The 23,648-nt window shown below is 69.1% G+C and carries 17 protein-coding genes; 11 read left to right on the top strand and 6 right to left on the bottom strand.

What is annotated here, in order from left to right:
• Window positions 1-39: 39 nt before the first annotated feature.
• The 6 genes from AC0N04_RS17970 to AC0N04_RS17945 all read left to right on the top strand — a co-directional run bounded on the left by AC0N04_RS17970 (window position 40) and on the right by AC0N04_RS17945 (window position 10,563).
• Window positions 40-1,473 carry a circularly permuted type 2 ATP-grasp protein gene (locus AC0N04_RS17970; RefSeq protein WP_474283908.1) on the top strand — a complete coding sequence of 478 codons (1,434 nt, stop codon included), beginning with the start codon at window positions 40-42 and terminating at the stop codon, window positions 1,471-1,473.
• A gap of 37 nt (window positions 1,474-1,510) precedes the next feature.
• Window positions 1,511-2,467, top strand: a complete 957-nt coding sequence (locus AC0N04_RS17965; protein ID WP_474283906.1) for an alpha-E domain-containing protein — start codon at window positions 1,511-1,513, stop codon at window positions 2,465-2,467.
• A gap of 70 nt (window positions 2,468-2,537) precedes the next feature.
• Window positions 2,538-6,026: a transglutaminase family protein gene (locus AC0N04_RS17960; RefSeq protein WP_474283904.1), complete on the top strand. Its 3,489-nt coding sequence runs from the start codon at window positions 2,538-2,540 to the stop codon at window positions 6,024-6,026.
• 94 nt (window positions 6,027-6,120) lie between these two features.
• Complete coding sequence (locus AC0N04_RS17955; RefSeq protein ID WP_474283902.1) at window positions 6,121-8,721, top strand: circularly permuted type 2 ATP-grasp protein; 2,601 nt, start codon at window positions 6,121-6,123, stop codon at window positions 8,719-8,721.
• Window positions 8,718-9,722, top strand: coding sequence for a transglutaminase family protein (locus tag AC0N04_RS17950; RefSeq protein ID WP_474283900.1), 1,005 nt, complete (start codon window positions 8,718-8,720; stop codon window positions 9,720-9,722). Before AC0N04_RS17955 ends, AC0N04_RS17950 begins: the two co-directional genes overlap by 4 nt.
• Complete coding sequence (locus AC0N04_RS17945) at window positions 9,688-10,563, top strand: murein L,D-transpeptidase (protein ID WP_474283899.1); 876 nt, start codon at window positions 9,688-9,690, stop codon at window positions 10,561-10,563. Before AC0N04_RS17950 ends, AC0N04_RS17945 begins: the two co-directional genes overlap by 35 nt.
• Window positions 10,564-10,575: 12 nt before the next feature.
• Here the strand turns inward: AC0N04_RS17945 and AC0N04_RS17940 are convergent, their stop codons facing one another.
• Complete coding sequence (locus AC0N04_RS17940; RefSeq protein ID WP_474283897.1) at window positions 10,576-12,255, bottom strand: electron transfer flavoprotein-ubiquinone oxidoreductase; 1,680 nt, start codon at window positions 12,253-12,255, stop codon at window positions 10,576-10,578.
• 303 nt (window positions 12,256-12,558) lie between these two features.
• On the opposite strand from AC0N04_RS17940, the gene AC0N04_RS17935 reads away from it, so the two are divergent.
• The 3 genes from AC0N04_RS17935 to AC0N04_RS17925 are packed head-to-tail and all read left to right on the top strand — an operon-like array spanning window position 12,559 to window position 14,434.
• Complete coding sequence (locus AC0N04_RS17935) at window positions 12,559-13,341, top strand: SDR family oxidoreductase (protein WP_474283895.1); 783 nt, start codon at window positions 12,559-12,561, stop codon at window positions 13,339-13,341.
• A 6-nt stretch (window positions 13,342-13,347) separates the two neighbouring features.
• Window positions 13,348-14,025, top strand: coding sequence for a YceH family protein (locus AC0N04_RS17930; protein WP_474283893.1), 678 nt, complete (start codon window positions 13,348-13,350; stop codon window positions 14,023-14,025).
• The gene (locus AC0N04_RS17925; protein ID WP_474283891.1) at window positions 14,015-14,434 is read left to right on the top strand and encodes an acyl-CoA thioesterase; all 420 of its coding nucleotides are present in this window, start codon (window positions 14,015-14,017) and stop codon (window positions 14,432-14,434) included. Before AC0N04_RS17930 ends, AC0N04_RS17925 begins: the two co-directional genes overlap by 11 nt.
• 19 nt (window positions 14,435-14,453) lie before the next feature.
• Here the strand turns inward: AC0N04_RS17925 and AC0N04_RS17920 are convergent, their stop codons facing one another.
• On the bottom strand, window positions 14,454-15,356 hold the full coding sequence (locus AC0N04_RS17920; RefSeq protein WP_474283889.1) for a LysR family transcriptional regulator ArgP: 903 nt from the start codon (window positions 15,354-15,356) through the stop codon (window positions 14,454-14,456).
• Between the two features lie 83 nt (window positions 15,357-15,439).
• Between AC0N04_RS17920 and AC0N04_RS17915 the strand changes: the two genes are divergently transcribed.
• A complete protein-coding gene (locus AC0N04_RS17915) occupies window positions 15,440-16,063 on the top strand; it encodes a LysE/ArgO family amino acid transporter (RefSeq protein ID WP_474283887.1) in 624 nt (207 codons plus the stop codon).
• A gap of 83 nt (window positions 16,064-16,146) precedes the next feature.
• Window positions 16,147-16,371 carry a DUF3079 domain-containing protein gene (locus AC0N04_RS17910; protein ID WP_474283885.1) on the top strand — a complete coding sequence of 75 codons (225 nt, stop codon included), beginning with the start codon at window positions 16,147-16,149 and terminating at the stop codon, window positions 16,369-16,371.
• Between the two features lie 57 nt (window positions 16,372-16,428).
• Here AC0N04_RS17910 and AC0N04_RS17905 read toward each other — a convergent pair whose 3' ends face one another.
• From AC0N04_RS17905 to AC0N04_RS17890, 4 genes are all read right to left on the bottom strand, one after another.
• Window positions 16,429-17,265 carry an OmpA family protein gene (locus AC0N04_RS17905; RefSeq protein ID WP_474283883.1) on the bottom strand — a complete coding sequence of 279 codons (837 nt, stop codon included), beginning with the start codon at window positions 17,263-17,265 and terminating at the stop codon, window positions 16,429-16,431.
• Window positions 17,266-17,270: 5 nt separating this feature from the next.
• Complete coding sequence (tagF, locus tag AC0N04_RS17900; RefSeq protein WP_474283881.1) at window positions 17,271-18,257, bottom strand: type VI secretion system-associated protein TagF; 987 nt, start codon at window positions 18,255-18,257, stop codon at window positions 17,271-17,273.
• The gene (gene tssM / locus AC0N04_RS17895; RefSeq protein ID WP_474283879.1) at window positions 18,254-22,093 is read right to left on the bottom strand and encodes a type VI secretion system membrane subunit TssM; all 3,840 of its coding nucleotides are present in this window, start codon (window positions 22,091-22,093) and stop codon (window positions 18,254-18,256) included. The genes tagF and tssM overlap by 4 nt, the downstream gene beginning before the upstream one ends.
• Before the next feature lie 62 nt (window positions 22,094-22,155).
• On the bottom strand, window positions 22,156-23,637 hold the full coding sequence (locus tag AC0N04_RS17890; RefSeq protein ID WP_474283877.1) for a hypothetical protein: 1,482 nt from the start codon (window positions 23,635-23,637) through the stop codon (window positions 22,156-22,158).
• Between the last annotated feature and the right edge of the window lie 11 nt (window positions 23,638-23,648).

The raw sequence follows: 23,648 nt of genomic DNA, 5'->3' as shown, positions 1-23,648 counted from the left end.
GGTGCGGTTGTTGCTAAACCGTAGGGCAGGAGAGAACGCATGAGACCCAGCTTCGACGAGATGCATGCCGACGGCGCCACCGTGCGCGAGCACTACCGGACCTACGACCAGTGGTTGGCCCGGCAGCCGGGCGACATGATGCGCTCGCGGCGCGAGGAGGCCGAGGTGATCTTCCGCCGCGTCGGCATCACCTTCGCGGTCTACGGCGACAAGGATTCGGGCGAGGGCACCGAGCGCCTGATCCCGTTCGACCTGATTCCGCGCGTGATTCCGGCGCAGGAATGGCGCGACCTGGAGAGGGGCCTGCGCCAGCGGGTGACGGCGCTCAACCGCTTCATCCACGACATCTACCACGACCAGGAGATCCTGAAGGCCGGCCTGGTGCCGGCCGAGCAGATCACCCACAACGCGCAATTCCGGCCCGAGATGATGGGCGTGGACGTGCCGCACCAGGTCTATTCGCACATCTCGGGCGTGGACATCGTGCGTGCGGCCAACCCTGACGGCAGCGGCAACTACTATGTGCTGGAAGACAACCTGCGCGTGCCCAGCGGCGTCAGCTACATGCTCGAAAACCGCAAGATGATGATGCGGCTGTTTCCCGAGCTGTTCTCCCGGCACCGCGTGGCGCCGGTGGCGCATTACCCCGACCTGCTGCTCGAAACCCTGCGCAGCGTGGCCCCCGGTGGTGTCAACGAGCCCACCGTCGTGGTGCTGACGCCGGGCATGTACAACTCCGCCTATTTCGAGCATGCCTTTCTGGCGCAGCAGATGGGGGTCGAGCTGGTCGAGGGGCAGGACCTGTTCGTCAAGGACCATTTCGTGTTCATGCGCACCACGCAGGGCCCGAAGCGGGTCGACGTGATCTACCGCCGGCTGGACGACGACTACCTCGACCCGCTCGTCTTCCGCAAGGACTCCACGCTGGGCTGCGCCGGGCTGGTGGACGCGTACAAGGCGGGCAACGTCACCTTGTCGAACGCGATCGGCACCGGCATCGCCGACGACAAGTCGATCTACCCCTACGTGCCCAGGATGATCGAGTTCTACCTGGGCGAGAAGCCGATCCTGCACAACGTGCCGACCTACCTGTGCCGGGACAAGGCCGATCTGCAGTACGTGCTGGACCACCTGCCCGAACTGGTGGTCAAGGAAGTCCACGGCGCCGGCGGCTACGGCATGCTGGTGGGGCCCGCCGCGACGACGCAGGAGGTGGCCGATTTCCGCCGCCACCTGATCGCCAACCCGAGCAACTACATCGCGCAGCCGACGTTGAGCCTGTCGACCTGTCCGACCTTCGTCGAGTCGGGCATCGCGCCGCGCCACATCGACCTGCGGCCCTTCGTGCTGTCGGGCGCCGAGGTGCAGATGGTGCCCGGCGGGTTGACCCGGGTCGCGCTGAAGGAAGGCTCGCTGGTGGTCAACAGCAGCCAGGGCGGCGGCACCAAGGACACCTGGGTGCTGGAAGATTGACCGCGTGCCCGCAAAGCACACCTTGGGAACCGGAACCATGCTCTCACGAACCGCCGACCACCTCTTCTGGATGGCCCGATACATGGAGCGTGCGGAGAACACCGCGCGCATGCTGGACGTCAACTACCAGACCTCGCTGGTGCCGCAATCGGCGGCCGTGGCCGAGCAGGGCTGGCGGGGCCTGCTGTCGATCTCGGAGCTGACGCACGACTACCAGACCCGCTACGGCGCGATCGATGCCCGTCAGGTCAAGGAATTCATGGTGCGCGACGAGCGCAACCCGTCGTCCATCCTCAGTTGCCTGCGCGCCGCCCGCGAGAACGCCCGCGCCGTGCGGGGCACGCTCACCACCGAAGTCTGGGAAACGCAGAACCAGACCTGGCTGGAATTCAACCGCCTGCTGTCCGGCGGGCTGCTGCAACGCGACCCGGCGGCCGTGTTCGAGTGGGTCAAGTTCCGCTCGCACCTGTCGCGCGGCGTGACGGTGGGCACGATGCTGCAGGACGAGGCCTTTCACTTCATCCGCATCGGCTCGTTCCTGGAGCGGGCCGACAACACCGCGCGCCTGCTGGACGTCAAGTTCCATGCGGTGGAGAGCGACTTCTACGGTGCGGCCGACGAGCGCGACAGCGAGTACGACTTCTACCACTGGTCGGCGATCCTGCGTTCGGTCTCGGGTTTCGAGATCTACCGCAAGGTCTACCGCAACGTGATCCAGCCCGAGAAGGTGGCCGAGCTGCTGATCCTGCGGCCGGACATGCCCCGCTCGCTGGCGCACTGCATCAGCAAGGTGGTAGGCAACCTGAAGCTGGTGGCCAACGAGCAGTCGTCCGAGACCTTGCGCCGTGCCGGCCGGCTGCGCTGCGACCTGGACTTTGCCCGCATCGACGAGATCCTTTCCACCGGCCTGCACGCCTACCTCACCCAGTTCCTGGACCGGGTCGGCGATCTGGGGGTGGGCATCAGCCGCGACTTCCTCGTGCCGGCCCATTGACACGCCTGTCACACGGCCGGGCGATGCTCGTGCCGGCGTCCGAATCACTTGAACCATCGAAGGAAGCGCCTTGTCCATCCACGTTGCGCTCAGGCACGTCACCCAGTACCGCTACGACCGCCGGGTCAACCTGTCGCCACAGGTGGTGCGGCTGCGGCCGGCGCCTCACTGCCGCACGCCCATCCTGTCGTATTCGCTGAAGGTCGAGCCCGAGGGGCACTTCATCAACTGGCAGCAGGACCCGTTCGCCAACTACCTCGCCCGGCTGGTCTTCCCGGAGCCGACCCGCGAGTTCAAGGTCACGATCGACCTGGTGGCCGAGATGTCGGTCTACAACCCGTTCGACTTCTTCCTCGAACCCGGCGCGCAGACCTTCCCGTTCCGCTATGACCCAGCCTTGCAGGCTGAACTGGCGCCTTACCGGGTGGTCGAGCCGGCGACGCCACTGTTGGCGGCCTACCTCGCCAAGGTGTCCCTCGCCGAGACCCGGACCATCGATTTCATGGTCGGCCTGAACCAGCAACTGCACCAGGACATCTCGTACCTGATCCGCATGGAGCCCGGGGTGCAGACCGCCGAGGAAACGCTGGGCAAGCGCAGCGGCTCGTGCCGCGATTCGGGTTGGCTGCTGGTGCAGATGCTGCGCCACCTGGGGCTGGCAGCGCGCTTCGTCTCGGGCTACCTGATCCAGCTCGCACCGGACCAGAAGGCGCTTGACGGCCCCAGCGGCACCGAGGTCGATTTCACCGATCTGCACGCCTGGTGCGAGGTCTTCCTTCCCGGCGCCGGCTGGATCGGGCTGGACCCGACTTCGGGCCTGCTGGCCGGCGAAGGCCACATTCCGCTGGCCTGCACGCCGCAGCCCGGCAGCGCCGCGCCGATCAGCGGCGCCGTCGACGAATGCGAGGTGACGTTCGGCCACGAGATGGGCATCACCCGGATCTGGGAGTCGCCCCGCGTCACCAAGCCCTATTCAGAGGACCAATGGTCCGACGTGCTGGCGCTGGGCGCACAGGTCGATGCCGACCTGGACGCGGGCGACGTGCGTCTGACCATGGGCGGCGAGCCGACCTTCGTGTCGGTCGACGACCGCGACGGTGCCGAATGGAACACCGACGCGCTGGGGCCGACCAAGCGCCTGTACGCGCAGGACCTGGTGCACCGCCTGCGCAGCGAATACGGCCAGGGCGGCTTCCTGCATTTCGGCCAGGGCAAGTGGTATCCGGGCGAACAGTTGCCGCGCTGGGCCCTGTCGATCTACTGGCGCGCCGACGGCCAGCCCTGCTGGCAGGATGCTTCGCTGTTCGCCGATGAACGCGAAGGCCACGCCTACACCAGCGAGGATGCGCGGCGCTTCATCACCGCGCTGACCCGCCGGCTCGGGCTGGATCCGCAGTACGTGCTGCCCGGCCACGAGGACACCTGGTACTACCTGTGGCGCGAGCGCCGCCTGCCGGTCAACGTCGACCCGTTCGAATCCCGGCTCGACGACGAGCAGGAGCGGATCCGGCTGCGCCGCGTCTTCGGTCAGGGCCTGGCGCACGAGGTCGGCTACGTGCTGCCGATCAAGCGCGCCGAAGGCCCGTCGCTGGGCGGTCCGCGCTGGGTCACCGGCCCCTGGTTCTTCCGCGACGAGCGCATGTACCTCCACCCGGGCGACTCGCCGATGGGCTACCGCCTGCCGCTCGATTCGCTGCCCTGGGTCAGCGCCGGCGACTACCCGTTCCACATCGAGCACGACCCGTTCGCGCCGCGCGACGCGCTGCCCGCCGCCGCCCGGTTGCGGGCTCAGGCGGCCGGGCCGTCCGGCGCCGGCTACGCCGCGCATGCGGTGGGGGGCGGATTTGCGGAAGGCGGTATGGTGGGCGTGCAAGCTGGTGGCTTCGGCGCGGCCGAAGGCCCGGACGCCGCTGCTGGCGCCGGATCGGCCGGCACGCCCGCGACGCCGCTCGACCAGCGCCCGGACCGCTTCCAGAGCGCCACCTGGATCACCCGCACCGCGCTCTGCGTGGAGGCGCGCGACCCGCGTCGGGCCAACGGCCCCAAGGCCGAGGCCCAGGGCGAAGCCAGCGGCGTGCTGTACGTGTTCATGCCGCCGCTGCAGCGGCTGGAGGATTACCTCGAACTGCTGGCAGCGGTCGAGGCCACGGCGGCCGAGCTGACGGTCAGGATCGTGCTCGAAGGCTATCCGCCGCCGCGCGATCCGCGCCTGAAGATGCTCTCGGTCACGCCGGATCCCGGCGTCATCGAGGTCAACATCCATCCGGCCCACAACTGGGCCGAGCTGGTTCAGCACACCGAGTTCCTGTACGAGGCGGCCTGGAAGTCGCGCCTGTCGACCGAGAAATTCCTGCTCGACGGCCGCCACACCGGCACGGGCGGCGGCAACCACATGGTGCTGGGCGGCGCGACGCCGGCGGATTCGCCGTTCCTGCGTCGGCCCGAGCTGCTCGCCTCGCTGCTGGCGTACTGGCACAACCATCCCAGCCTGAGCTATTTGTTCAGCGGCCTGTTCATCGGCCCGACCAGCCAGGCGCCGCGGGTCGACGAAGCGCGCAACGACCAACTCCGCGAACTCGAGATCGCGCTGGGCGAGATCGAGCGCAACAAGCGCCTGCATGGGGCCGACCTGCCGCCTTGGCTGGTCGACCGCACACTGCGCAACGTGCTGGTCGACGTCACCGGCAACACCCACCGCAGCGAGTTCTGCATCGACAAGCTCTACTCGCCCGATTCGTCGACCGGTCGCCTGGGCCTGCTGGAGTTGCGGGCCTTCGAGATGCCGCCGCATGCGCGCATGAGCATCGTTCAGCAGTTGTTGCTGCGGGCGCTGGTGGCGCGTTTCTGGAAGACGCCGTACCGCGCGCCGCTGGTGCGCTGGGGCACCGAGCTGCACGACCGCTTCCTGCTGCCGACCTTCGTGCAGATGGACTTCGACGACGTGATGGAGGAGATGCAGCGCGAAGGCTACGGCTTCGAATCGGCCTGGTTCGCGCCGCACTTCGAGTTCCGCTTCCCCAAGGTCGGCGAACTGGCCGCGATGGGCGTGCACCTGACGCTGCGCAACGCGCTCGAACCCTGGCACGTGATGGGCGAGGAAGGCGCCGCCGGCGGGACGGTGCGCTATGTCGATTCGTCGCTGGAACGCATCGAGCTCAAGGTCAGCGGCCTGATCGACCCGCGCCACCGCGTCACGGTCAACGGCCGGACGGTGCCGCTGCAGCCCACCGGGCGGGTCGGCGAATTCGTCGCCGGGGTGCGCTACCGGGCCTGGTCCGCGTCGTCGTCGCTGCATCCCACGATCGGCGTGCACGCGCCGCTGACGATCGACCTCGTCGACACCTGGATGAAGCGTGCGATCGCCGGCTGTCAGTACCACGTGGCCCATCCGGGGGGGCGAAACTACGTGACCTTCCCGGTCAATGCCTACGAGGCCGAAAGCCGCCGGCTCGCGCGCTTCTTCGCGATGGGACACACCTCGGGGCGGATGGACGCGGGCGAGGCCGAACGCAGCCTCGAATTCCCGTTCACGCTGGATTTGCGGCGTGCAGGGCGCTGAAAGGTGCAGCCCCGACGCGAAAGCGTGACCTAGGGCCATGGCCAGCGGGCCGCCCCCCATACCGGCGGTGCCGGGCTCAAGGCATGATGGCGCCATGCCTTTGCAAACCAGCCTGCTGCCGGAGTCCGTGCCCGATCCGGTGGCCCTGGCCTCGGCGGCCACCCAGCGCGGCAGCGATGGTCACTACAGCGAACTCCACGGCCGCCTGGTCGACACCGCCACACCGCGATCGGCGCTGGCGCCGATCTGGCAGCGCTTCTTCAGCGCCAACGGCACCTCCGGCTGGCAGGACATGGCGCACCGCGCCAAGCGCATCGAGCGCCGCGTGCAGGAGGACGGTGCCACCTACAACGTCTACGACGACGGCGGCCAGACCGCGCGCGTCTGGCCGCTGGAAACCTTGCCGATGCTGCTCGGCAGCGCCGAGTGGGCGCAGATCGAACGCGGCGTGGTGCAACGCACCCGCCTGCTCAACGCGGCCTTGGCCGACGTCTATGGCGAGCGCCGCCTGCTCGACGAGGGGCTGCTGCCTCCGTCGCTGGTGTTCGGCCATCCACAGTACCTCCGACCCTTGCACGGCTGCGTGCCGCCGGGGGGCGTGCACCTGCACGTGGCGGCCTTCGACCTCGTGCGCGGGGCGGCCGGAACCTGGTGGGTGGCGGGCCAGCGCACCCAGGCCCCGTCCGGCCTGGGCTACCTGCTGGAGAACCGGCTGATCGTGGGCCAGCAGTTTCCCGAGGCGTTCCGCGATCTGCGGGTGCAGCGGGTCGCAGCGGCGTTCCAGTCACTGCTGCAGGGGTTGCTGAGGCTGTCGCCCGCGGGGGAGCGTTCGCGCGTGGTGCTGCTGACCCCCGGCCCGCGCAACGAAACCTATTTCGAACAGATTTTCCTGGCCCGCTACCTGGGCATCACGCTGGTCGAGGGCAGCGACCTCACGGTGCGCGCCAACAAGGTCTTCCTGAAGACCTTGCACGGGCTGGAGCGGGTGCACGTGATGCTGCGCCGGGTCGACGACGACTACCTCGATCCGCTGGAGCTGCGTCCCGATTCGGCGCTGGGCGTGCCGGGCCTGCTGCAGTCGCTGCGCGCGGGCGAGGTGGTGCTTGCCAATGCGCCCGGCGCAGGCTGGCTCGAAAGCCCGGGCCTGTCGGCGTTCTGGCCCGCGGTTTCGCGCCGTCTGCTGGGCGAGGAACTGCTGATGCCAGCCACGACCAGCTGGTGGTGCGGCGAGGAGGCGGTGTGGCGCGCCAACCAGTCGCGGCTGGCCGAGTTCGTCGTGGCGCCGACCTTTCCGGCCAGCGACCGCACGCGCGACTTCGGCCCCGTGCTGGCGGCCAGCCTGTCGACCAGCGCGCGCGCCGCCCTGGCCGCGCGGATCGAGTCCGATCCGGCCGCGTACACCTTGCAGGCGCGGGTGCGCCCGTCCGAGCTGCCGGTCTGGCGCGACGGCACGCTCGAGCCCCGCCCGGCCGTGCTGCGGGTCTTCGCGCTGTCCGACGGCCAGGGCGGCTGGCAGGTGCTGCCCGGCGGGCTGACGCGCGTGGCCAATCGCCGGGACGGCGGCAACGACCCCTGGCTGTCGATGCAGCACGGCAGCGCCAGCGCCGACACCTGGGTGCTGACCGACGGCGAGGTCGATGCCACCAGCCTGTTGCCCAAGCCGCTCAGCGCCGCCGATCTGGCAGGCTGGCACCGCAGCGTCACCAGCCGGTCGGCCGAGAACCTGTTCTGGCTCGGTCGCTATACGGAGCGGGCCGAGAACGCGGTGCGCCTGGCCCGGCTGACGCTGGAGTCGCTGACCGGCTCGATGCTCACCGGCGCGTCGCCGGCGGTGCTGAAGGTGCTGGACGCACTGGCACGCCGGCATGGCCTGGTGGGGGCCGGCGTGCCTTCGCCCGAGCAGTCGCTGAGGGTCTTCGAGCGCTCGCTGGTGCATGCCCTGGGCGATCTCGGCGCCGGCAGCGTCGCCTCCAATCTGCAGGCCCTGATGAACTGTGCCCAGGCGCTCCGCGAACGCCTGTCGCCGGAGCACTGGAAGCTGATCCACGAGGTGGGCGATCATTTCCGCCAGCACCTGGATGCGGTGTTCGAGACCGGCACGGTCGAGCCGCTGGCCGATGTGCTGGGTGTGCTGGCGCGTGCCGGCACGCACCTCGCCGCCATCACCGGGGCGCAGACCGACCGCATGACCCGCGACGACGGCTGGCGCCTGCTGAGCGTCGGACGCCAGATCGAGCGCCTGGATTTCCTCGCCAACGCGCTGGCCACCGGCTTCGAACACGGACTGCATCGACGCGATGACGGCTTCGCGCTGCTGCTGGGCCTGTTCGATTCCACGATCACCTATCGCGCGCAGTTCCAGGCCCGGCGGGAGGTGCCCGCGCTGCTTCACCTGCTGGTGCACGACACCGACAACCCGCGCTCGCTGGCCTGGGTGGCGCGCACGCTGCACGACCGCTTTCTGAAGCTGTCGCGTCACGAGGCGCTCTGGGCGACCGACGTGGCGGCGGCGTTGCCGCGACCCGAGCGCTGGTCGCTGGAGGCGCTCAGCGAGTCCACCGGACCCGACGGCGAACACCCGCTGCTGGTGTCGCTGCTGCGAGATTGCAGCGCGCAGGCCCTGGCCTTGTCCGATGCGCTGGGGCGGCGCCTGTTCTCGCATGTCGGCCCCGGCGATCACATGGTGTGGCAATGAGCGCCGGCCTCGCGCACGAGCAAGCACCGACCGCGCTGCGCTGGCTGCGCGTGCGGCACCAGACGGTCTACGACTACGACGCCCCGGTCGAACTGGCGCATCACATGGCCTACCTGAGTCCGCGCACCACCGAGTCGCAGTTGGTGCGCCACTGGTCGCTGGCGATCGATCCGTCGCCCGACGAATGGGTGGAACTGGCCCACCAGCCTGAGGGCCGCGGCGCACCGCCCAGCCAGATGAGCGAGGACGCCTGGGGCAATGCCCGCCTGGTGTTCAGCCACGCGAGGGTGCACGAGCGGCTGTCGGTGACCAGCGTGTTCGATGCCGGCCTGACCCCGGTGGCCCCGCCGGACCGCCAAGCCAGCCCCGATTGGGAAGCGGTGGCCGAATCCCTGCGCTATCACGCCGGTGCGGTCAGCTCGGAAGCGGTCGAGTTCACGCTGCCGTCCAGCTTCGCGCCGCGCGACCCGGCGCTGGCCGCGTTCGCGCGCGAGGCCTTCACGCCCGGCCGATCGCTGGCCGACGGTGCGTTGGCGCTGATGCACCAGGTGCACGAGCAGTTTTCCTACCAGCCGCTGGCGACCCAGGTCGACACCCGGGCCACCGAGGCGCTGGCCCAGCGGCGCGGCGTCTGCCAGGATTTCGCGCACGTGATGATCGGCGCCTGTCGCTCGCTGGGGCTGGCGGCGCGCTACGTCAGCGGTTATCTGCTGACCCACCCGCCGGCCGGCCAGCCGCGGCTGCTCGGCGCCGATGCGTCGCATGCCTGGGCCGCGATCTGGTGTCCCGAGCAGGGATGGCTGGCGCTGGACCCGACCAACGACGTGCCGGCCGGACTCGACCATGTCACGCTGGCCTGGGGCCGTGACTACGCCGACGTGGCGCCGCTGCGCGGCGTGATTCGCGGCGGGGGCCGCGCCCAGCCGAGGGTGGCGGTGACGGTGCAACCGCTGGCGGAGATCGACGATGAACCCGACCCGCGATCCATCGCGGCGGACTGAGCGCGGGGTGGCCGTCGTCGCGGCGATCGTGATGACCCTGGGGCTGGCAGCGGCCCGCGCCGCTGCGCCGCCGTCGCCTGTGTCCCCGGCCTCTTCGGCATCGTCGCCACCGGGTCCGGGGGTGGAGGCCGATGCGCCGGGCGCGTTCGATGCCGCCGTGCAGCCGCACCTGAGCGTGCCCGCGGACGCCCAGGCCCGCTATCTGGCCGCGCTGGACGCCGCGCTGGCGGCGGCCGGCCTGCAGGACCTGCCGCCGCAGCATCTGTTGCTGGTCGACCGCAGCCCGCAGGTGCAGGCGGTGTTCGCGCTGCTGCGCACGCCGCAGGGCGACTGGCAGTGGCTGGGGGCCGCGCCGATCTCGACCGGCCAGGTCGGCCGCTTCGACCATTTCCGCACGCCGCTGGGCGTGTTCGAGCACAGCCTGGCCAACCCCGATTTCCGCGCCGAAGGCACGTACAACGAGAACCACATCCGCGGCTATGGCCTGCGTGGCATGCGGGTGTTCGACTTCGGCTGGGTGCAGGCGGAGCGGGGTTGGGGTGCCGGCGGCGAGAGTCCGATGCGCCTGCAGATGCATGCCACCGATCCGGACGTGCTGGCACCGCGTCTCGGCCGACCGGATTCCAAGGGCTGCGTGCGCATTCCCGCCAGCTTGAACACCTGGCTGGACAAGTTCGGCATCCTCGATGCCGACTATTTGCAGGCCGCGGCGGCGGGCCAGTCGCTGTGGATGCTGCGTGCCGACCGCACGCCGGCACCCTGGCCGGGGCGCTACCTGGTGATCATCGACTCCGGCACGCCGGTGCGTCCGGACTGGGCCAGACCGCCGCCGCCCTGCTGACCTGCCGCCGCCTCACATGCCGGCGTAGTTCGGTCCGCCGCCCCCCTCGGGGGTGACCCAGACGATGTTCTGGGTCGGATCCTTGATGTCGCAGGTCTTGCAGTGCACGCAGTTCTGCGCGTTGATCTGCAGGCGTTCGCTCTGGTCGTCGTTCTTGACGAATTCGTAGACGCCGGCCGGGCAGTAGCGGCTTTCGGGGCCCGCGTAGGTGGCCAGGTTGATGCGCACCGGCACGCCGGGGTCCTTCAGCGTCAGATGGGCCGGCTGGTTTTCTTCGTGGTTGGTGTTGCTGATGAACACCGAGGAGAGGCGGTCGAAGGTCAGCACGCCGTCGGGCTTGGGGTAGCTGATCTGCGCGCATTCGCTGGCGGGCTTGAGCGCGAGGTGGTCCGGCGTGCTGCGATGCAGGGTCCATGGCGGCACCTTGACGCCCAGGCGCGGCAGCAGCCAGTGCTCGACGCCGGTCATCACGGAGCCGACGTAAAACCCCTTCTTGAACCACTGCTTGAAGTTCTTCGAGCGCTGCAACTCGGCGTGCAGCCAGCTTTGCTCGAAGGCCTGCGGATAGGCGCTCAGCTCGTCCTGCGCGCGGCCGGCGGCCAGCGCCTCGAACGCCGCTTCGGCGGCCAGCATGCCGGTCTTGATCGCGGCGTGGCTGCCCTTGATGCGGGCCGCGTTGAGCGTGCCGGCGTCGCAGCCCACCAGCGCACCCCCCGGGAACACCAGCTTGGGCAGCGAGAGGATGCCGCCGGCGGTGATGGCCCGTGCGCCATAGCCCAGGCGTTTGCCGCCTTCGATGTGCTTGCGGATGGCCGGGTGGGTCTTCCAGCGCTGCATCTCTTCGAACGGGCTGAGCCAGGGGTTCTTGTAGTCCAGCCCGGTGACGAAGCCCAGCGTGACCCGGTTGCCCTCGAGGTGATAGAGGAAGCCGCCACCGTAGGTGTCGGTGGCCATGGGCCAGCCGGCGGTGTGCACGACCAGGCCGGGCCGGGCCTGGTCGGCCGGCACTTCCCACAATTCCTTGATGCCGATCGCATAGCCTTGCGGGTCGCGCCCGGCGTCAAGCTGGTAGCGTGCGATCAATTGCTTTCCCAGGTGGCCTCGGGCGCCTTCGGCGAACACGGTGTACTTGCCGCACAGTTCCATGCCGAGCTGGAATCCATCGTGCGGTTGGCCGTCCTTGCCCACGCCCAGGTTGCCGGTGGCCACGCCGCGTACCCGGCCCTGGTCGTCGAACAGCAACTCGGCGGCGGCGAAGCCGGGGAAGATCTCCACGCCCAGCGCTTCGGCCTGCTCGGCCAGCCATTTGGTGACCGCGCCCAGGCTGACGACGTAATTGCCTTCGTTGTGGAAGCAGTCGGGCACCACCGGCGATTTGAACGCGCCGGTCTCCCCCAGCACCAGCAACTCATCGCCGGTGACGGGCTGGTTCAGCGGCGCGCCGCGTTCGCGCCAATCGGGGAACAGCTCGTTCATCGCGATCGGGTCCATCACCGCACCGGAGAGGATGTGAGCGCCCGGCTCGGAGCCCTTTTCAAGCACCACGACGCTCAACTCGCTGCCACGGGCAGCCGCCAGTTGCTTCAGGCGGATGGCGGTGGCCAGTCCGCCCGGCCCGCCACCGACGACGACGACGTCGTAGTCCATGGATTCACGCGGACCGAACTGGGCCAGCAATTCATCGGAGGTCATGGAAGGGATCCTTGTCTTGTCAGGGGAGGTCGCCGCCGCCGGCGACAGCCGGGTCGGGGCTGCTCGGGCATTCTATCGGGAGGTGCATGAAAATAGAACGATCGTGCTATTTTGTTCATCGGCCGTGACATGGCGCTCGAAGGCCCGGTGCCGGTGCCCTGCCACGCCCGCCCGTTCCGAGGTCCGCGACCAGACCGGCGCGGGCCGCATGCTATTGTCTGCGAAGGCACTTGCCGATTCGGCGTCCCAGGCGCCGGAGGCAAGCGGCTCAGTCACTTCGTCAGCCTCAAAGGCCATTTCCACATGAGCTATTCCATCGATTTGTCGGGCCGCGTGGCCCTCGTCACCGGCGCCTCCAGCGGTCTGGGTGCCCAATTCGCCCGCACGCTGGCCAAGGCGGGCGCAGCGGTCGTGCTGGCCGGCCGACGCATCGAGCGGCTGAAGACGCTGCGCGCCGAAATCGAAGGCGCGGGCGGCGATGCCCATGTGGTGACGCTGGACGTCACCGACCTCGACAGCATCAAGTCCGCCGTGGCCCATGCAGAAACCGAGACCGGCACCCTGGACATTCTGGTCAACAACTCCGGCGTCAGCACGACGCAGCGGCTGGTCGACGTGTCGGGCGAGGACTATGACTTCGTGATGGACACCAACACCCGCGGTGCCTTCTTCGTGGCGCAGGAAGTGGGCAAGCGCATGATCGCCCGCTCGCGCGGCGCCGCCCCCGGCACCTTCACCGGCGGGCGCATCGTCAACATCGCGTCGATGGCCGGCTTGCGGCCGCTGGGGCAGATCGGCGTCTATGCGATGAGCAAGGCGGCCGTGATCCACATGACCCGCGCGATGGCCCTGGAATGGGGGCGCTACGGCATCAACGTCAACGCGATCTGCCCGGGCTACATCGACACCGAGATCAACCATCACCATTGGCAGACCGATTCGGGCCAGAAGCTCGTGCAGATGCTGCCGCGCAAGCGAGTCGGCCAGCCCGCGGACCTGGACACGTCGCTGCTGATGCTGTGCGCCAACGAGAGCCATTTCATCAACGGCGCGGTGATCCAGGCCGACGACGGTTTCGGACTCTGATCCAGCATGGGTCTGCGAGCCTTGACGCCCGCCGAGGGCCGCGTATTGGGCGTGCTGGTGGAAAAGCAGCACACCGTGCCCGATACCTATCCGTTGTCGCTCAACGCCTTGCTGGCCGGCTGCAACCAGAAGACCGCGCGCCAGCCGGTGATGGAGCTCGCCGAGGGCGATGTGCTGACCGCCGCCGAGGGCCTCAAACAGCTCCACCTGCTGTTCGAGGTCAGCGGCAGCCGGGTGCTGCGCTACGAGCACAACCTGCCACGCGGCGTCGGCGTGCCCAGCCAGTCGGCGGCATTGCTCGCGACCCTGCTGTTGCGCGGTCCGCAGACGGCTGCCGAGTTGCGGCTCAACAGCGACCGGCTGCATCACTTCGCGGATGTCTCGTCGGTCGATGCCTTTCTCGACGAGCTGGCCGCCAGTGATCCGCCCAAGGTGGTGAAGCTGCCCCGTGCTCCGGGTGAGCGCGAGGCGCGCTGGGCCCAGTTGCTGTGCGGCGAGCCGCCGCAGTCGACCGGGCCCCGCGTCGTGGCTTCGCTGGCCGGCGAGACGCCCGGCGAACTGGCCTGGCTGAGCAGCGAGGTGATTCGCCTGGCGACGGAGCTGGGCGCGCTGCGCGCCGAGCTGGAGGGGGTCAAGCGCGAGCTGGGCATGAGCCCGCCGCAAGGAGGTAGCGATGCGGTTTGAGTTGCCGGCCGACAAGACGCTTTGCTACGAGATGCGCATTCCGATCCGTTGGGGCGACATGGACATGATGGGTCACGTCAACAACGCGGTGTATTTCCGCTATCTCGAAACGGTCCGGGTCGAGTGGCTGCATTCGATCGGCGCGGCGCCCAATCCGTTGGGCCAGGGCCCGGTGATCGTCAACGCCTTCTGCAACTTTCTTCAGCAGCTGGCCTATCCGGGCGAGGTGCTGGCTCGTCACTACGTGGCCAACCCGGGGCGCAGCAGCTTCGACACCTTCATCACGCTGGAGCGATGCGACCAGCCCGGCGTGATCTGCGCCGAAGGCGGTGCGACGACGGTCTGGATCGACATCCAGACCGGGCGCTCGGTGCCGATGCCGGAGTGGCTGCGCGCGCGCCTGGCTTGAGCCCGGCTGCCGTCGCGCGCTAGCGCAGCAGCGGGTTGGGTGAGACCTGCAGGACGTGCCGGGTCAGGGTTTCCAGCAGCGGGATCGGCAGGTTCGCGACCTGCCAGTACAGCATCACATCCAGCGGGCGCCCCGGCACCACTTCCACCAGGCGACCGGCCACCAGATGGTCGTGCACCAGCGGCAGCGGGTTCATGCCCCAGCCGATCCCGGCCACGGCGGCGCTGACGAAGGCCTGCGATGACGGCAGCCGGTGGGCCGGCAACATCACGTCCCGACGCAGCACCCGGCGCACCCAGGTCTCCTGCAGCCGGTCGTTCTGGTCGAACACCAGGCTTGGCGCGCGCGCCGCGGCGTCGGCGCTGAAACCGGTCGGGAACCACCTGGCGACAAAGGCCGGACTGGCCGTTGCGCAATAGCGCAGCGCGCCGAGGCGGCGGCTCTTGCAGCCTTGCACGGGCTGGGCCACCGAGGTCACGGCGGCCAGCACGTGGCCTCGCCGCAGCCAGCTGCTGGTGTGGTCCTGGTCGTCGATCAGCACGTCGATCAAGGCGTCGTCCTCCCGTGCGAACGAGGCCAGCGCGTCGACGAACCAGGTGCCCAGGCTGTCGGCATTGACGGCCACGCGGATCGTCGCCCGTGCGGTGCCGGCCAATTCCGGCCCCAGTGCCGGCAGGTCGCGGCGCAGGTGGTCCTCCAGCAGCGCGACGGTTTCTGCGTGGCGGCACAGGCGCGCGCCGGCCTCGGTGGCCAGGCAGGGTTGGCCGCGCACGACGAGCACCGTGCCCACCCGTTCCTCGATCAGGCGGATGCGCTGAGACACCGCCGATGGCGACACGTGAAGCACCCGCGCCGCCCGTTCGAAGCTGCCTTCCCGGACCACGGTCGCCACGGTCCGGAGCAAGTTGGCGTCCAAGCTCATCGATCGCATCGACATGAGTGAATGTGCATCGACATTAGCATGTTTCACTTTCAACCACCGACGCACCCCGCGACACTGGTGCCATGCTTGACCACGCCTTCCTCGTCAGTTTCACGTCCGGTCTCACGCTGTCCGCGTCCCTCATCGTGGCCATCGGGGCCCAGAATGCCTACGTGCTGCGGCAAGGCTTGCGGCGCGAACAGGTCGCCGTGGTGGTCCTCGTGTGCGGCGTGCTGGACATGGCGTTGATGAGCGCCGGCGTCGGCGGCCTGGGCGTGGTCGTCGACACCCATCCCCGCCTGGTCGATGCCGTGACCGTCGGCGGAGCGCTCGCGCTGGCCTGGTATGGACTGGCGGCATTTCGCCGGGCGCTGGGCGCGCACGCGCTGCGGGCCGAGCTGTCGGGTGCGCCGCAGACCGCCGGTCGGGTGGTCGCGCAGACCCTCGGCCTGAGTCTGCTCAATCCACATGTCTACCTGGACACGGTGGTGCTGGTCGGCACCGTCGGCGCCCGGCAGCCGGCGGGAACGCAGGGCGCGTTTCTCGCCGGCGCGTGCCTGGCGAGTGCGGTCTGGTTCGCGTCGCTGGGATTTGGCGCGCGGCTGTTGTCGCCGCTGTTCGCGCGGGCCACGGCGTGGCGGGCGCTTGATGTGCTGGTGGGCCTGACGATGTGCGGGATGGCGTTCAAACTGATTGCGGGCCGTTGAGCAGGCGCTTGGCCGCGGCGGCATCGTGTTGGCTTGACTCGGGTCAAGGCGCGAGCGCGTGATCCGCCTATGCTCGCCGAGCCGTGGCCAAGAAATTCCCGATCCATCCGGTCCAGCCGCACCGAATTTGCTGGGGCTGTGATGCTTATTGCGCGGCCGACGACATGCGCTGCGGCAACGGAAGCGACCGCACACCGCATCCGATCGAGCTCTTCGGCGAGGACTGGCAGCAATGGGGCCAGGACGCGACCGAGCCGGCGACCGCGGCGGTGGCGGCATCGATGCCAGTCTCGGCCGCTTCGCGCTAGTCGGCGTCGTCGATGGGAAACGCGATGGCCGGCACGGGGGTCGGCGATGGGCACCGTTCACGGCGGGGTGATGACGCGAAATTCGATGCGCCGGTTGCGCGCCCGGCCCGCCTCGGTGAGGTTGTCGGCGACCGGCTGGTCGGGCCCCTTGCCCGAGGTCGTGACGCTATCTGCAGCGACCCCCTTGCGGACCAGATAGGTCTTGACGGCCTCGGCGCGGGCCGCCGACAGGGCGATGTTTTGAGCGCGCACGCCTTGCGAGTCGGTGTGGCCGACCACCTCGAACTGGCGACCTGACAGCGTCAGCAGGACGGGGGCGAGCTGGTCGAGCACGGCGACGCCCTGGTTCGACAGCACCGCGCTGCCGGGCTCGAATTCGACGATTCGATGCGCCAGCGCGGCGTCCACCCTGTCCTGGCCGGTGGCGGTCACGCGCAGGCCATTGCGCACGGTGTAGGTGGGGTTGTTGAGCTGGGTCGCCAGATCGCGGACCAACTGCTGTCGGGCGACTTCGGTGGCCACCTCGCCGGTGATCTCGACCACGTTGCCATCGATGCTCAGCCGGCCGCCATGCACCTGTCGCAGGCCGGGTCGCAGCAGGCGCTGAACGTCTTGCGACCAGTTCGGCGGCGCCACCAGTCGATCCACGCCCATCTGGTCGATCACCGGGGCGTCCGGGTACAGCTCGCGCATCCGCGCCAGGATCGCCTGGTGGGTGGCTTCGTCGGGCACGGTGCCGGCCAGAACCACGGGCGCACCCTGGGCGCTTGCCTCGCCGGGAGCGCTGGCCATCGCTGCGGGAGGCGTCGCACTCCACGCGGGCGCCAGCGAGACACTGGCTCCGGCCAGCAGGCAGTGTCGGGCGGCACGACCGATGACGTGAAGGATCGGCATGATGTTCAGCTTCCGAGAAAGGCTTCGTTGAAGGTGTCGCGGGCCTGACGCAGGGACAAGCCGGCCTGCTTGAGGTAGCTGGACAGCTTCTTGACCGCGTAATCCTGTTCGACGAACGCTTCGACCCAGTCGGACTGGCACGCGTCGATGAAGGCGTCACCGCTGGCATCGCGGTCCATCAGTGCGCGCAGGGACGTCGGGGCGGCGCCGTCGAAGCCGATCGACAACGAGGGGGGCGGTGGGCTGGCGCGGGGGACGAACAGCGCGAGCTCGAAGTCGGCTCGAGTGAGAAAGCCGGCGATCAGGTCCAGCCACAGGCTGCTCGCCAGGGGCTGCAGCAAGGGGTCGGCGGGCAGGGGCAGCGTCAACCCCTTGTCCAGGCGGTGCGCGCCGCTGGCCGGTACGGGATGCAGTAGCAAGCCCAACCCCAGCAGCGTGCCCCGAAGCGAGATCTGGTGACCGGCATGTCTCAACTGGGTCTCCAGCGAGCCCACCGTCTGATGGTCCAGAAAGGACTCGAAGGCCGCGTCGTGCACCGCGCGGTCGACGGCGAGGTCGATCTGTCGTTGGGCCAGTTCATTGAGCAGCGGCCCGGCATCCCGTGTGGCGTGCGCGTGCTGCGCGATCTGCCGGAGTTCCTGCCACGACCTGGACAGCGCCATCGGACAATGGCGCAGGAAGCCGCCGGGTTCGAGGTTGTCGAGCACGCCTGCCGTGATGAAGGGAAAGCGACGGCCGGATTCGTCGTTGCTGGCGATCAGGTGACCCGCCATGCAGCGGGTGCCACGGGAGCCCAGGAAGGCGAAATCGATCGGCGTTGCGCGGTCGTACAGCAGCTTCCAGCGGGGATCGGTCGCCAGCGCCTCGATGCTGCCGCTGAGCCAGCGATCCAGCGTCTGGATCAGGCCAGGCGCGTGGGAGCAGCGCACGAAGTCGCCGCGCGATGGCAGCTTGCCGAAGTAGAGCAGCGGGGCCGGGGTGCTGGCGGTCATGGCGAGACTCCGGAGGCCGCGGCCGGGGTCGCCGCGGGCGAGGATCCGGCGAAGGCCGTTCCGACCACCAAGGCCGGCAGGCGCAGCCCCTGCAATCGGCCGGCACCGCTGGGCAAGGGGTTGGCTGCGGCCGCGGTGCTGGCGGCGCCGGGGGCCTCGCCCGGCAGGCGGATCAGCCGCAGGTGGACGACCACGTGATAGAGGCCGTGGCTCCAGGTGAGTTCATTGAGCCGGCCTTCCAGCTTGCGCACCTGGGCGAGCTGGATCAGCTTGTTCAAGCCGAACCGGCCTGGCTCATTGAGCAGTTCGATCGACTGACCGTCGTTCGTGAGGGCGGTGATCCGCGCACCCGGGTTGGCGGTGGCGCTGGGCCAGACCATGTTCACCCAGTCCGGAGCCGCGTTCCGGTAGCGCAAGGTCTGACCGTCGATCGTGATGCTGTATTCGGCGATGCCGGGCGATCCCTGAGGCAGCATCTGGAACACCGTCTGGTCCGGCGCGGACCCACCGCCCGTGGCCTCGGTCGCCGGGCCGCTGGTCGCGGCGGCCGCGCCATTCAGCGGCGCCACCCAGGCGCCGAAGCGGTCGGTGAATTCGGGTCGCAGGTGAAGACCGAGGTCGGCCCAGGTGCGGGCGCTCAGCACGTCGCCGCGACGCAGCACCAACGGCCCCAGGCTGTCGCCGGCGAACTTGGCGATCGCGCCGTCGGGGCCGAAGATCTTCGCAATCTCCTGCGGGCCGGCCTCGAGGCGCGAGCGGGTGTCGAACGGGTATTTGTCGGCCAGCGTGCGCTGGAACGGGTCGTTCACCTGCGCGGACCAGATCCGGTTGATCTCGGTCTCGGTCGGTGGCACCACCACGCCCATAGCCTGGATCAGCGGGCGCACCAGCAGGGGCCGCAAGGCTGCGCGGGCCGTGTCGGGCATGCCGACCAGCATCTGTTCGTCGACGTACTTCAAGGCGTCGGCCAGCTCCGACCCGCTGCCGCTCAGCGTGCCGGCCATCAAGCTGCGTGCGCCTGGTCCGGGGTCCCCCTGGTTCTTGATCTCGTTGAACCGGGTGCGCAGCTTGGACAAGGCCTGCAGATAGCCGTTGATCAACGGCGGGCTGTCCTCGCGCGACACCATCAGGCGCGACAGCGACGCGAATTCCTTGCCGATCGGCCCCATCGGGACTTTCGCCTCGCCGGCCTCCAGCTTGACGTCGATCTGCACGGGCGACGGACTCATGCGCAACAGGGATTGCCTGATCCAGTCGAGCACGCCGTGCTGCGCCTTGCCCAGGCGCTCGTTGAGCAGCGAAGGGTTGTCCCAGGAGGTTTCGTCGAAGAGCTTGGTCAGCAGCTTGCGGATCGGCGAGTCGGCCGGATCGCCGAAGCGGTTCATGCGTTCGACCGCCTGATCGAAACTGCCGAAATCGGTGACCGAAACGCCTTGCATGAAGCGGCGCCACGCCTGGACATAATCGGTCTTGTAGCGTTCGGTCAGCTGCTTGCGGATCTGCTCCGGGCTGCCTTCCAGGCTCAGATCGTCGCGAGCCGCGGTCTTGAGCACCCAGTCCGAACTCTGCAATTCCTTGCTGGCGGCGTCCTTGAACGCCTGCAGGACGTAGCCATCCCAGGCTTCTCTGGTGAAGGTGCCTGGCACGGTGTCGCTGCCGGCCACGAGGTTCTTGTCGCGATCGTCGATCAGGCCGGCCACGGTGACCGGAGCGAACCGTGTGGCGGCGCGGGCCTTGACGTCGGCGTAGACGCGCTCGATCCCCTTCATGCCGCGAACGACTTCGCGCAGGTTGTCGCGGGTCTGGTCGACCAGCGCCAGCTTGTTCTGCAGTTGCGGGAAGTCGGGATCCTGAAGATGGCGGGTGGTGAACGAGATCAGGCGTTCGGCGCTGCGTATCATCTGCTCGCGGGGCATCGCGCCGCGATGGGCGTCCAGCCAGCCGCGCCAGAAGCGGGTGATCTGGTCTGCCAGGTGGCCGGCTTCGAGATGCTCCCGGTCGCCCAGCATCAGATAGGTCTTGAGCGCGTTGTAGGCGTCGCTCGCGTCGTCGGGCGAGGCGTTGACGAAGCGCTTGACGTCCCCTGGCGCGGCCGACGGATCGGCGCTGGATCGGGCGGCAGAGGCCGGTGCTTCTCCCATCGGCTTGATCCGGTCCGGCGCGGCGTTGACCTCGCCCAGATAGGTTTCGATCGCCTGCGACACCGGCTCCAGCATCAGCTGTCGAATGCCGCTGAAGTACTCGGCGCGCAGACGCGCATCGATCGCATCGCCCTGGTACAGACCCAGGCCGATGTTCAGGGGACGGGCCTCCCGATAGCGTTCCAGCTGCTCGATCCGGTCCTGCAGCAGCTCCAGCGCCTGCAGGCGCGACGACAGGTCGGGTTGGTCCTGCTGCATCTTGACGATCTGGTCGAGATCGGCCTGCACATGCGCCGTCAACTGGCGATTGCCGAGGTAGGACGCGCTCCAGGCGGCCAGCATCGTGGCCAGCAGCAGCACGCCGCCAGCCAGCGCCCCGAGGCGCCACCGCTGCTTGGCGCGGCTCGCGTACTGCCGTACCAAGCCGCTGTCGCCGAAGATGACTTTGGCGAACAAGTCCTTCAGGAAGAAGCCGTTGTCGGCCATCAGCATCGCGGTCGGGTGTTCGGTCCGGGGCTCGAGGGCGAACTGCCGTGCCAACCGGTCGCTGGCGCGGCTGGTGGAGCCGCCTTCCTGCAGGGCACTGGTGAAGTAGAAGCCGCGGAAGATCGGCTGGAACTGATAGGGGTTCTCCTCGAACAGCGTGGCCACGAAGGCGCGCAGCGAGGGCTTGAGCGCGGAGAACTCCATCGGAAAGGTCAGCACGCCCGGCGGCAGGGACTGACCCCGGCCCAGCGACATGCGGGCCAGCGACAGTTCCTTCAGGCCTTCGTGCAACTCGTCGAAGTGCTTGTCGAAAGCTGTGACCGCGTCATCGCGCGTGGCCTTCTCGTAGGGCAGCGTGGCGCCCCAGACGCGTTCGCGCTCGTCGCGGTCCTGGTCTTCGAAGAATTCCGCAAAGCCGGCGATCAAGTCGGTCTTGGTGAACACCAGGTAGACCGGCGCGAAGACCTCGAGGTTCTCGGTCAGTTCCTGCACGCGCTGGCGAAGGTTCTTGGCCAACTGGATCGCCTGTTCTGGCTTGCTGGCGGACAGCTCGGCCAGGCTGGCGGCGATCACGATCCCGTTGATCGGGGCTTTGGGCCGGTGCTTCTTCAGCAGCGAAAGGAACCCCAACCATTCACTGCGATCCTCCTCGTGCACCGAGTAGCGTCCGGCGGTGTCGAGCAGGATGCCTTGGTTGGTGAAGAACCAGTCGCAGTCGCGTGTGCCACCGATGCCCTGGATGATGCTGCCGCTGGCGTCGGCGAACGGGAAGGTGAGCCCCGACTTGACGACGGCCGTGCTCTTGCCCGCTGCCGGGTTGCCGATCACCATGTACCAGGGCAGCTCGTACAGCGCGGCACGGCCGCGAGCTTGTCCGAGCTTGGAACTCTTGATGGTCCTGACCGCGTCGGCCATGCGTTCGCGCAGCGCCGCGAGCTCTTCCCGCTTCGGTGCCGTGCCGGCGGCGGCCGTTCGATCGGCCTGCTCGTCGATGGCTTGTTCAAGTGCCCGGGCGGACCGGATGGCGCGATGGCGGCGGAGCAGCCAGAACGCACCCCACAACGCCAGGGCCGCCAGCAGGGCCAGGCCGGCCCAGAGGGCGGCGACCTGCAGCGCGTCGGCGCCGAGAAAGAGAAAGGTGGCCAGGGCCGCCAGACCGAGCACGCCCAGCACGCGGGTGTCGAACAACAGGGTCCAGAAGCGGGTCATGAAGTGGTTCCGATGAGAGGGACCGTGGCGGCAGCGAACAAGGAGGGGCAGGCGGCGGGAGATCACGCCGCCGACGGCGAGGGCCGGGCCACGACCGCCAGACGTGTGCGTGGCGCACCAACGCACAGCCCGAGGCAGGGGCCATCGCGCAGCAGGGCCAGGCGGGCGGCGAGGACCGGCACCAGCACGGCGCCTGCGACACCGATCTGACCCAGCAAGGCGCCGGCAAGATGGGTGTCTTGCGCGGCGTCCAGCTGCGGCAATCGGTCCAGCATCGACCCCAGCAATTCGGTCGCCCGAGCCGTGTGCTGGTCGGCATCGCTGCACAGGCACAGCACGGCGTCTGGCTGCACCGAACTCGCGTCCAGCGCCTGCTGCAACGTGGCGACCAGCGCGCTGTGGTCGACTCGGCCGGGCGCATCGACGGGGTGGTCGCGTTGCCGTACGGCCGCGCCGAGCAGCTGTGCCAGGACGGTCTGGCCGTCGGTCCGCCAGGCGGGACCCGCCAGCACCATGACCGCCGCGGCTTCGCCCGGTATCGGCGCACGGGGCGATGCGGCCGTGTAGAGGCTGGCTTGATCGCGCAGGACCGCGATTCGGCTCTCGCTCAGGTCGCTATGGCAAGCAGTCACCAGGAGCAGGTCGGCGCACCGGTCCCGCTCCATGGCCTGAAACAGGTGATCGATTCGGGGCCACAGCGCTTCTTCGCCGTTTTCTACATCGGCCATCCAGATGACGCTGGACGGCCCCCACGGCGGTGGACCTTGCTGAATCCAGTGTTGAAGCATGGCGCGGGCGGCCGTGCGCTCCAGCGCTCCCCAATGCGCAGGCCAGCAAGGCAGGATGCGTAGCATCGACGTCCCCGATCCGGGCTCGGCGGAGTGCGCGGCGGACGCCCTCGCTTGCCCGGCGGGCGCATCCAGACGGCCGGCCCAGGGTGCCAGGTCCTGCAGCGCGCGTTGAAGCGGGCTGGCCAGCGCCGCGACGGCGCGATGCACCGATTCGTCGACATGCGTCTGGGCCGGCCCAGCCAAGGCGGCCGCGGCGGTCCGAAGCGCCTGTTGCCACAGATCCTCGGTGTCGCCCAGGTCGATCGCGGCAATCCGCGCGCACATCACCGGCAAGCCGAGGTCGTCGCGCAGCAGCGGGTCCGGCATGGGGCGCGGCTCGCCGGCGGCGGTGGCCTCCAGCAAGGCGTCCACGCTGTCGCCGACGCTGCAGCACAGCTGCGCGCTCAGCACCTGCAGCGGCGGGCGGACCGAGGCGTCCGCGCCGCCGCCGCGACCGGCGGGATGCTGCGGCGCGGCGCCCGACGGTGCCGCGGCAGCGGCCGTCCGGGTGGCTGCTCGACGCGATGCCGAACGCCACGCCCAGCGCATCAGCAACAGCAACGCGAAGACGGTCAGCGGCAAGCCACCCAGGTAGGCCGCGATGTCGGTGGTCGACATCACGCGATGGCTGCTTTGCCAATGCCACAGCACCGCCAGCCAGACCAGGCTGCAGGTGGCCACGAACAGGGCGGCAGCCCGGAAGATGGCGCTCATGAGGGACCTGG

Source organism: Ideonella sp. sgz306126 (assembly GCF_056032705.1).
Note: the sequence above shows the minus strand (reverse complement) of the source record. Positions and strands in the feature narration are given on the sequence as shown.

Excerpts from the sequence above, each read along its gene's own strand:
- AC0N04_RS17970 (WP_474283908.1), top strand. The coding sequence starts at position 40 with ATGAGACCCAGCTTCGACGAGATGCATGCCGACGGCGCCACCGTGCGC.
- AC0N04_RS17965 (WP_474283906.1), top strand. The coding sequence starts at position 1,511 with ATGCTCTCACGAACCGCCGACCACCTCTTCTGGATGGCCCGATACATG.
- AC0N04_RS17955 (WP_474283902.1), top strand. The coding sequence starts at position 6,121 with ATGCCTTTGCAAACCAGCCTGCTGCCGGAGTCCGTGCCCGATCCGGTG.
- AC0N04_RS17950 (WP_474283900.1), top strand. The coding sequence starts at position 8,718 with ATGAGCGCCGGCCTCGCGCACGAGCAAGCACCGACCGCGCTGCGCTGG.
- AC0N04_RS17945 (WP_474283899.1), top strand. The coding sequence starts at position 9,688 with ATGAACCCGACCCGCGATCCATCGCGGCGGACTGAGCGCGGGGTGGCC.
- AC0N04_RS17940 (WP_474283897.1), bottom strand. The coding sequence starts at position 12,255 with ATGACCTCCGATGAATTGCTGGCCCAGTTCGGTCCGCGTGAATCCATG.
- AC0N04_RS17935 (WP_474283895.1), top strand. The coding sequence starts at position 12,559 with ATGAGCTATTCCATCGATTTGTCGGGCCGCGTGGCCCTCGTCACCGGC.
- AC0N04_RS17930 (WP_474283893.1), top strand. The coding sequence starts at position 13,348 with ATGGGTCTGCGAGCCTTGACGCCCGCCGAGGGCCGCGTATTGGGCGTG.
- AC0N04_RS17925 (WP_474283891.1), top strand. The coding sequence starts at position 14,015 with ATGCGGTTTGAGTTGCCGGCCGACAAGACGCTTTGCTACGAGATGCGC.
- AC0N04_RS17920 (WP_474283889.1), bottom strand. The coding sequence starts at position 15,356 with ATGAGCTTGGACGCCAACTTGCTCCGGACCGTGGCGACCGTGGTCCGG.
- AC0N04_RS17915 (WP_474283887.1), top strand. The coding sequence starts at position 15,440 with ATGCTTGACCACGCCTTCCTCGTCAGTTTCACGTCCGGTCTCACGCTG.
- AC0N04_RS17905 (WP_474283883.1), bottom strand. The coding sequence starts at position 17,265 with ATGCCGATCCTTCACGTCATCGGTCGTGCCGCCCGACACTGCCTGCTG.
- tagF (WP_474283881.1), bottom strand. The coding sequence starts at position 18,257 with ATGACCGCCAGCACCCCGGCCCCGCTGCTCTACTTCGGCAAGCTGCCA.
- tssM (WP_474283879.1), bottom strand. The coding sequence starts at position 22,093 with ATGACCCGCTTCTGGACCCTGTTGTTCGACACCCGCGTGCTGGGCGTG.
- AC0N04_RS17890 (WP_474283877.1), bottom strand. The coding sequence starts at position 23,637 with ATGAGCGCCATCTTCCGGGCTGCCGCCCTGTTCGTGGCCACCTGCAGC.